The organism is Bradyrhizobium sp. (assembly GCF_004799445.1).
Taxonomy (GTDB): domain Bacteria; phylum Pseudomonadota; class Alphaproteobacteria; order Rhizobiales; family Xanthobacteraceae; genus Bradyrhizobium.
Genome location: NZ_SSNA01000011.1, coordinates 1 through 8,940 on the forward strand (window position 1 = coordinate 1; position 8,940 = coordinate 8,940).

Sequence of the window (8,940 nt, forward strand, 5' to 3'; positions counted from 1 at the left end):
GGCCGCGCCGCGAGCCATCGCGCCATTTCCAGCCCCGATCGATGATGCTGCGCAAGCCGCACCGCGAGCGTGCGCAAACCGCGTATCGCAAGGAAGACGTCGTCGGGCCCGGCGCAAACACCGAGCAAGCGGATCGATTCGGCGATCGTCGGCCAGGCTTTCGCATTCGCCGAAATGGTTCCGAACATGATGTCGGAATGTCCACCGATATATTTGGTGGCGGCCTGGATGCTGATGTCGACTCCCTGATCGAGCGAGCGGTGATAAAGCGGGGTCGCCCATGTATTGTCGTCGATCACAAGCGCGCCGCGAGCATGCGCCACCGAAGCGATGGCTGGAATGTCAGGCATTTCGAAGGATTGCGAACCGGGTGCCTCGACGAGCACCGCCCTGGTGTTGGACTTGAACAATTCAGCGATGCCGGCGCCGACCATGGGATCGAAATAGGTGGTCTCCACGCTGTAGCGGGCAAGCAGGCCGTTGCAGAAATTGCGTGAGGGTCGATAGACGTTGTCGCAGACCAGCAGATGATCGCCCGACTTCAGCACCGCGAGCAGCGTCGTGGTAATCGCCGACAGGCCCGAGGGCGCAAGACCGACGCCCGCGCATTGCGGGCCTTCGAGGGCCATCAACGCCTCCTGCAGTGCCCTGGTGGTCGGCGTTCCGTGGCGCCCGTACTGGAACTCGGCGCGATGCGCATGCAGGTCGTCCGCCGTCGGATAAAGCACGGTGGAACCATGGACGACCGGCGGATTGACGAATCCCTTCTGCGCCCTGGTGTCGCGGCCGGCGGTCACCAGCGTGGTTTCCACCCTCAGCGGTGTCGTTGGTCCGTTTCCTGGAGAATTCATGTTTTCCGCCACCACCAAAGGTTTTGCCAACCACCGCGCTACGTGAAAGTCCGCTGAAGCAGCGGACTGCGGGCGGGATTGCTAATAGCAGGACAGGGAAGACGGACGTCAACCCCTTGACCCGGCCCTCCAGTCGTTCTGTGATGCGCGGCAGCTATTCGTCGCAGCAGCATGTTGAGGGGCCGCCGCGACCATCGATTCATTGCTGAACCGGACCATGGGCCAAGCCGCCCATTCAGGCCGGCATTTGCAGTGATGGATCATTGGGCTGGCCCATCAGCGTATGCGATGACAAGCAACCGTTCCCGGACGACCCTCGAAAGGCTTCGCCATGAAACGTGCATCTCTGGTCCTCACCTTGGCTCTCGCAGCCGGTCTCTCGACCCAGGCGGTTACCGCGCAAACGCTCAAGACGGTCAAGGACCGCGGCATGTTGTCCTGCGGCGTGAGCCAGGGCCTACCCGGCTTTTCGTCCCCCGACGACAAGGGTAACTGGACCGGGCTCGATGTTGACGTTTGCCGTGCGATCGCCGCCGCCATCTTCAACGATCCGACCAAGATCAAGTTTGTGCCATTGTCAGCCAAGGATCGCTTCACCGCGCTGCAGTCCGGCGAAATCGATGTTCTCTCGCGCAACACCACCTGGACGCTGTCCCGCGATACCACGCTCGGCGCCAATTTTACCGGGGTGACCTACTATGACGGGCAGGGCTTCCTGGTGAAAAAATCCCTCAAGGTGAATTCGGCCCTGGAATTGAACAGCGCCTCGGTTTGCGTGCAAACCGGCACAACCACCGAGCAGAATCTCGCCGACTACTTCAAAGGCAACAACATGAAGTACGAGGTGATTGCCTTCGGCTCCAACGACGAAGCCGTCAAGGCCTACGAGTCGGGCCGTTGTGACGTCTTTACCACGGACGTGTCCGGGCTCTATGCCGATCGCCTGAAGCTTGCGAATCCGGCCGATCATGCCGTGCTGCCGGAAGTGATCTCAAAAGAGCCGCTCGGCCCGATGGTGCGCCATGGCGACGATCAATGGTTTGATCTCGTCAAATGGGTGCTGTTTGCGATGGTTGATGCGGAAGAACTCGGCGTAACCCAAAAGAACGTCGATGACATGGTGAAATCGGACAAACCGGAACTCAAGCGGGCATTCGGTACCGACGGCAATCTCGGCGAACAGCTCGGCCTGACCAAGGATTGGGTGATAAGGATCGTCAAGGCGGTCGGCAATTACGGCGAAGCCTTTGATCGCAATGTGGGCGCCGGGTCGAAACTCGGGATTGCCCGCGGATTAAACCAGCTCTGGAACAAGGGTGGAATTCAGTACGCGCCGCCGATTCGCTGATTCACCGCGGCATCGGCGGCGATGAGCATCGAGCCCCGAAAGCCACCGTTGCAGTTTGCCATCAAACTGCAACGCGTGCTCGGCGGCCAGGCAGGGTGGGGCGGCTTCGTTCTGCAGATCTTGTTCGTGGCCGGGCTCGCCTGGATCTCTTACGAGATCGTTTCCAACGCCAGCGAAAATCTCAAGGCGCAGCGGATCACCGCCGGATTTGGCTTTTTGGCGAATACCGCAGGTTTTGACGTCAGCCAGAACCTGATCCCCTATACCGGTTCCGACACCTATACCCGCGTGTTCTTCGTCGGTTTGCTCAACACACTGTTGGTCTCGGTCATCGGTATTTTCTTTGCGACCGTGATCGGGTTCCTGGTGGCGCTTGGCCGGCTGTCGCCGAACTGGCTGTTGGCCCGCATCTCCGGCGGCTATGTCGAACTGATCCGCAATCTGCCCTTGCTGTTCCAGATTCTGTTCTGGTATCTCGCCGTGCTCGCCGCGTTGTCGAATCCGCGGCAAAGCATCTCGCTGTTCGGCGCCTTCTTTCTCAACAATCGCGGATTGGTGATCCCAAAGCCCATCGGCGAACCCGGTTTCGAGCCGTTTGTGGTTGCGGTCCTGATCGCGATCGTTGCCGCCATCGTGTTGTGGCGTTACGCGCGCCGGCAACTGTTCCAGAGCGGCAAGGTGATCAAGGTCTGGCCCTACGCGCTCGGTCTCATGACCGGCCTGCCGCTCGTCTCGGCGCTGATCTTTGGCGCGCCCGTCATATTTGAAATTCCCGAACTCAAGGGGTTCAATTTTTCAGGCGGCTCGCCCATCCGTCCTGAATTTGTGGCACTGACGCTGGCGCTTTCGACCTATACCGCGGCCTTTATCGCCGAGATCGTGCGCGCCGGCATTTTGGCCGTGCATAAGGGGCAGATGGAGGCCGGCTCGTCGCTCGGGCTGCAGCGAGGGTCGGTGCTGCGGCTGATCGTGATTCCGCAGGCGTTGCGGATCATCCTGCCGCCGCTCACCAACCAGTATCTCAACCTGACCAAGAACTCGTCGCTGGCGGTGGCAATCGGCTATCCCGACCTGGTTTCGGTGTTTGCGGGTACCGCGCTGAGCCAGACCGGGCAGGCGATCGAGATCATCGGTATTACGATGGGGGTCTATCTGCTGATCTCGATGGTGACGAGCGCGATCATGAGTTTCTACGGATGGCGGCTCGGACGGAGCCTTGGCGGATGAGCGATATCACGGCGTCCGCATTCGTCCGTCAGGACCTCGTTCCCGAGCGCGCCGCGCCGGTAAAGACAACCGGCCTTGTCGGCTTCCTGCGCACGCGGCTGTTCAACTCCCCGACCAATATCCTGATCACGATCGTGAGCGCGTTGCTGCTGTGGTTTGTCTTGGTCCCCACGATAAAATTCCTGCTGATCGATGCGGTGTGGAGCGGCAAGGATCGCACCGCTTGCCTTGCCGAAAATGCCGGACGTTCCGTCGGCGCCTGCTGGCCGTTCATCCAGGCGAAATTCAGCCAGTTCATTTACGGCTTCTACCCTGAACCGGAGCGGTGGCGGGTCAATTTGACTTTCCTCCTCGCCGCCATCCTGCTGCTGCCGCTGTTGATTCCGCGGCTCCCGGCCAAGGGCATCAATGCCGGTCTGTTTTTCCTGGCATTTCCGGCTGTCGCTTTCTTCCTGTTGCATGGCGGCGGACTTCAGGGGTTTGGCGTCAGCTGGACTGCCGGCTTGCTTTCGGGCCTGGCCAGCAGCGTCGCCGAGGCGGGTTCGGCCTTGTCGCGCGCTGGCGCTTCGCTGGGCGAATCCACCGCGATTGCCGGATCATTGCTGAAATGGCTGGGATGGCTTGTCGTTCAGCTCGGCGTGGCGCTCCACTATCTGATCACCCCGCTGACGTGGCTGCGCGAACAGATCCAGATGTCGGGACGTCCGGTCTGGACCGACCTTGCGGTGACGGCTGCCATTGTCTCGATCCTGCTGTTTTGGCTGAACGGCGGTACGCGCGCCGGCTGGCGTCCTCTGATCACAAGCCTTGCGACCTTTGCCGGCATCGGGACCATCATTGCGATGATGGGCCTCGACCGCGGCGGGTTGCCGGTGGTCGATACGCGGCTTTGGGGCGGTCTCCTGGTGACGCTGGTAGTGTCGGTCACCGGCATCGTGGCGTCGATGCCGGTCGGGATCGCGCTCGCCCTGGGCCGGCGTTCGTCGATCCCGCTGATCCGAGTTTTTTCGACGACCTTTATCGAACTCTGGCGCGGCGTGCCGCTGATCACGGTGCTGTTCTTCGCGACCTATATGCTGCCGCTGTTTCTGCCGACCGGGTTTAGCGTCGATGGACTGATGCGCGCCCTGATCGGAATTGCACTGTTCGCCGGCGCCTACCAGGCTGAGGTCATCCGGGGCGGCCTGCAGGCGATCCCGCGGGGGCAGGACGAGGCGGCCAGCGCGCTTGGCCTCTCATGGTGGCAGACGACGGGCCTGATCGTGATGCCCCAGGCGCTACGCCACGTCATTCCCGGTCTTGTCAACAGCTTCATCGCGCTGTTCAAGGACACTTCATTGGTCTCGATCGTTGCACTGTTCGACTTGCTCGGACAGCTTCGGGCCTCCTTTAGCGATCCGGCCTGGGCAACACCATCCACGCTGTTTACCGGGTTTGCTTTTACCGGATTGATCTACTTCACTTTCTGCTTTGGAATGTCCCGCTACTCCCTGTTCGTCGAGAACAGGCTGAACGCACATCGGCGCAATTGAGTAAACCAAAATGACCGCAGATCCCATTGTCAGCATTGCCGGCCTCAACAAGTGGTTCGGTGATTTTCACGTGCTGCGCGACATCGATCTTGATGTCGCCAAGGGCGAGCGGATCGTGATCTGCGGCCCTTCGGGTTCGGGAAAATCGACGCTGATCCGCTGCATCAACGCCCTTGAGGAATTCCAGGAAGGGCGGATCGTCGTTGACGGCATTGAACTCGGACCGAATTTACGGCGGGTCGACGAAGTCCGGCGCGAAGTCGGGATGGTGTTCCAGAGTTTTAACTTGTTCCCGCATTTGACCGTGCTGGAGAACTGCACGCTGGCGCCGATCTGGGTACGCAATATTCCGAAGAAGGATGCGGAAGCTGCGGCGATGAAATATCTGGAGCGGGTGAAAATTCCGCAGCAGGCCAACAAATATCCGGGCCAGATGTCCGGAGGCCAGCAGCAGCGCGTCGCGATCGCCCGCGCGCTGACCATGAACCCCAAGGTCATGCTGTTCGACGAGCCCACCTCGGCGCTGGATCCCGAAATGGTCAAGGAGGTGCTCGACACCATGGTCGACCTCGCCAACGAAGGCATGACCATGCTGGTCGTGACCCATGAAATGGGATTTGCCAGGGAAGTGGCCGACCGCGTCGTCTTCATGGATGCCGGGCAGATTATCGAGGCGAACACGCCGGCAAGCTTCTTCGCCAATCCGCAGCACGCCCGGACCAAGCTGTTTCTCAGTCAGATATTGCGGTGACTTTCGTTCTCTTGCGAGAGCCCGCTATTGCGCGCGTCTCGAACTACGCGGCCGCAGAAGCTCAGTGGCCGCGATGGCGCCTGGAGGCGCCTCCTCAGAACAGGGATTGTGCGTGAAGCGATCAGACTTTCTCGAACGGCACGCTGATCGCGATCTTTTGCTCGAGCCAGTCCGGCACGGGCAGGTTCTTGGAGCGCATGAAATCCGGATTGAACAGCTTTGACTGGTAGCGGGTTCCGTAATCGCACAGCACGGTCACGATGGTATGGCCCGGCCCAAGCTCCTTGGCCAGTCGAATGGCGCCGGCCACGTTGATGCCGGTCGATCCGCCGAGGCATAGCCCCTCATGTTCGAGCAGATCGAAGATGATCGGAACCGCTTCCTCATCGTGTATTTGGTAGGCGTCGTCGATCGTGGCACCTTCGAGGTTGGCGGTAACGCGGCCCTGACCGATGCCTTCGGTGATCGAGGAGCCCTCCGATTTGAGAACGCCGTTCTTGTAATAATTGTAGAGCGCCGAGCCCATCGGGTCGGCAAGCACGATACGAATTTTCGGGTTCATTTTCTTCAAGCCGATCGAGACCCCGGCGAGCGTGCCGCCTGACCCGACCGAAGCCACGAAGCCGTCGATCTTGCCGCCGGTCTGCTGCCAGATTTCCGGCGCCGTAGTTTCAATGTGGGCCTGACGGTTGGCGGTATTGTCGAACTGGTTGGCCCATATCGCTCCGTTCGATTCGGTCTTCGCAAGCTGCTCGGCGAGCCGGCCCGACAATTTCACATAGTTGTTGGGATTGGCGTAGGGGACCGCGGGCACCTCGATCAGCTGGGCGCCGCAGAGCCGCAGCATGTCTTTCTTTTCCTGGCTCTGCGTATTGGGGATCACGATCACGGTACGGAAACCCAGCGCATTGGCAACCAGCGCCAGTCCGATGCCGGTATTTCCCGCGGTGCCTTCCACAACCGCGCCGCCAGGCCACAGCTTGCCGCGCTTGATCGCGTCGCGGATGATGAACAGCGCCGCGCGGTCCTTGACGGACTGGCCGGGATTCATGAACTCGGCCTTGCCGAGAATGGTGCAGCCAGTCTGCTCGGAAGCCCGCTTCAGCTTGATGAGCGGGGTATTGCCGATCGCTTCGACGACGTCATTATCGATGTTCATGTGCGAGAAATCTTGCCAGTCAGCTGCCTAGTCCGGCAACGACCCTAGAGCGCAGCGGGCAAAAGTAAAAGCCGGTTTTGCACCCGATTTGTGCGGCGCGGGCTATTTCAGCTTCGCGAACACAACCTGGCGGACGTCGATATTTCCGGACAGAAACCCGGCTTCGCAATAAGCGAGGTAGTACTCCCACAACCGCCGGAACCGGTCGTCGAACCCGAGCGGCATCAGGTTCGGCCAGGCGGCGCGGAAATTATTTCGCCAGGTCGCGAGCGTCTTGGCATAATCTTGTCCGAAAATGCGTTCGCGAATTACGGGAACACCGAAGCGCTCGCCGAGTGACTTGAGTATCTGCGGCGATGGCAGCATCCCGCCGGGAAAAACATAACGCTGGATGAAATCGACTTCGCGGCGATAGCTCTGGAACAGACTATCCTGAATGGTAATGGCCTGAATGCCGGCAAGTCCGCCGGGCAGGAGCCGGTCGCGAACTTGCGAAAAATATTTAGGCCAGAACTGCTCTCCCACCGCTTCGATCATCTCGATCGAGGCGATTCGATCATACCGGTCGCGCTCGTCGCGGTAGTCCTGCAGTCGGATCTCAACACGGTCGTTAAGGCCGGCGGACTGCATCCGCGCCTGCGCAAAATCGCGCTGTTCCCTGCTGATGGTGAGCCCGACCACCTTCGCGCCGTAGGCTTTGGCGGCATATTCGGCAAAGCTGCCCCATCCGCACCCGATCTCGAGGAGTTTCTGGCCGGGCCGCAGCTCGATCGCTTCGGCGAGCCTGCGGTATTTGTTGTTTTGCGCGGCGGTCAAATCCGCCGTGTCGTCCTCGAACAAGGCCGAGGAATAGGTCATGCTCGGATCAAGCCAGGCCGAATAGAAGGCATTGCCGATATCATAATGCGCATAGATGTTGCGCCGCGCCTGCCGTCTGGTATTGCGGTTGAACCAATGCCTGATGGCCTGGATGGTGCGCATCAGCGGCTTGCCGATGAGCATGGTCTGCATCCAGTCCTGATTGACGCAGAAGAGATAGAGAAACTGGGTCAGGTCGGGCGTGTCCCATTCGCCATGCAGATAGGCCTCGGCGATGCCGATGTCGCCGCTCCGGAGCAGCCGCGATGCGAAGCCGTAATCGTAGACTTTCATGGCGGCGGCCGGTCCCGGCCCGTTGTCGCCCAGCCTGACCGTGCGGCCGTCCGGCAGGGTCACCTCGAGCGAGCCATGCCGCAGCTCCGAGCCGAAGCCAAGCGCCACCCGGACCAGACGGGGCAGTTCCGGAAGTACAAAATCAACAGTCTCGGACGTAACCGAAATCAACTCAGACGTGGTCCGACCTGGCTTCACCTTTTGCTCCGGGCAGATAGCACCGGCGAAGTATACTCGCGGCTTTTCCCGATCGCCAAGCTCTCATCGATGGCGGCGTTCTGACGCGGAACCAGCCGTACTCCCTTGAGCCAGAGCCGCAGCGCTTCCCAGTGGATCGCGGCGACGATCTTCAATGTGACAAGCGGCAACGCGCAAAACGAACGCAGCAACTCCTCCGTGTTCAGGGCCCGGCGGTGGCCCTTAAAGGTTGCAGCGAGCAGGGGACCCTCGTGGTCGATCTCAAGAATGCGCAGTTGGACGCTGTCTGCTGGCGGTGAAATGCGGAAATGATAGCGCATCGCCATCTCGACGAAGGGCGAGACGTAAAACAGCTTGTCCTGCTGTTGCCGGATGCCGGCGTGGCTCACCTCGTCGGGATTCACGGGTAGCGCGTAGGCGTGGATATCGCCGAAAGTATTGCGGACCTCATAGATGATGAGGGCAAGCCCCCCGTCCACGCGATAGCAAAAATAGACAGACAATGGATTGAACGTGTAGCCAAGCAGACGGGGATAGCACAACAGCATCACGCGGCCGCCGGTCAGGTCGATGCCATGCTCCGTCGCGCGTCCTTGCGCATAGGTGCGCAAGGACGATCCGTCGCGATGGCCGTGATCGGCCTCGTTGAAACTGTAGAGTGCAGCCCGGTTGACGCCGAACAAGGGCGTCTGCCGGTCCGCGGCGTCGAGCCGGTCGAGATC

The 8,940-nt window shown here is 60.5% G+C and carries 8 protein-coding genes; 4 read left to right on the forward strand and 4 right to left on the reverse strand.

The features are described from left to right. On the reverse strand, positions 1 to 851 hold an 851-nt coding region (locus tag E8A46_RS00465; protein ID WP_291556048.1), incomplete at its 3' end, for a PLP-dependent transferase. A 331-nt stretch (positions 852 to 1,182) separates the two neighbouring features. On the opposite strand from E8A46_RS00465, the gene E8A46_RS00470 reads away from it, so the two are divergent. Genes E8A46_RS00470 through E8A46_RS00485 form a run of 4 tightly spaced genes read left to right on the forward strand, consistent with a single transcriptional unit; the run spans position 1,183 to position 5,709 of the window. Further along, entirely contained in the window at positions 1,183 to 2,199 is a 1,017-nt protein-coding gene (locus E8A46_RS00470) for an amino acid ABC transporter substrate-binding protein (protein WP_291556050.1), read from the forward strand. A 21-nt stretch (positions 2,200 to 2,220) separates the two neighbouring features. Next, positions 2,221 to 3,426: an ABC transporter permease subunit gene (locus tag E8A46_RS00475; protein WP_291556053.1), complete on the forward strand. Its 1,206-nt coding sequence runs from the start codon at positions 2,221 to 2,223 to the stop codon at positions 3,424 to 3,426. Next, positions 3,423 to 4,958 (forward strand): amino acid ABC transporter permease, encoded by a 1,536-nt coding sequence (locus E8A46_RS00480; RefSeq protein ID WP_291556055.1) that lies wholly within the window; start codon positions 3,423 to 3,425, stop codon positions 4,956 to 4,958. Before E8A46_RS00475 ends, E8A46_RS00480 begins: the two co-directional genes overlap by 4 nt. A 10-nt stretch (positions 4,959 to 4,968) precedes the next feature. After that, entirely contained in the window at positions 4,969 to 5,709 is a 741-nt protein-coding gene (locus E8A46_RS00485; RefSeq protein WP_291556056.1) for an amino acid ABC transporter ATP-binding protein, read from the forward strand. 121 nt (positions 5,710 to 5,830) lie between these two features. On the opposite strand, the gene E8A46_RS00490 is transcribed toward E8A46_RS00485, so the two are convergent. The 3 genes from E8A46_RS00490 to E8A46_RS00500 all read right to left on the reverse strand — a co-directional run. Next, a complete protein-coding gene (locus E8A46_RS00490; RefSeq protein WP_291556058.1) occupies positions 5,831 to 6,868 on the reverse strand; it encodes a cysteine synthase A in 1,038 nt (345 codons plus the stop codon). Between the two features lie 102 nt (positions 6,869 to 6,970). Further along, positions 6,971 to 8,218 (reverse strand): cyclopropane-fatty-acyl-phospholipid synthase family protein, encoded by a 1,248-nt coding sequence (locus tag E8A46_RS00495; RefSeq protein ID WP_291556060.1) that lies wholly within the window; start codon positions 8,216 to 8,218, stop codon positions 6,971 to 6,973. Then, positions 8,215 to 8,940: DUF1365 domain-containing protein (locus E8A46_RS00500; RefSeq protein WP_291556062.1), on the reverse strand; the 726-nt coding region annotated here is incomplete at its 5' end. The genes E8A46_RS00500 and E8A46_RS00495, both read right to left, overlap by 4 nt.

Coding starts and splice junctions, on each gene's coding strand:
- E8A46_RS00470 (WP_291556050.1), top strand. CDS start 1,183: ATGAAACGTGCATCTCTGGTCCTCACCTTGGCTCTCGCAGCCGGTCTC.
- E8A46_RS00480 (WP_291556055.1), top strand. CDS start 3,423: ATGAGCGATATCACGGCGTCCGCATTCGTCCGTCAGGACCTCGTTCCC.
- E8A46_RS00490 (WP_291556058.1), bottom strand. CDS start 6,868: ATGAACATCGATAATGACGTCGTCGAAGCGATCGGCAATACCCCGCTC.
- E8A46_RS00485 (WP_291556056.1), top strand. CDS start 4,969: ATGACCGCAGATCCCATTGTCAGCATTGCCGGCCTCAACAAGTGGTTC.
- E8A46_RS00475 (WP_291556053.1), top strand. CDS start 2,221: ATGAGCATCGAGCCCCGAAAGCCACCGTTGCAGTTTGCCATCAAACTG.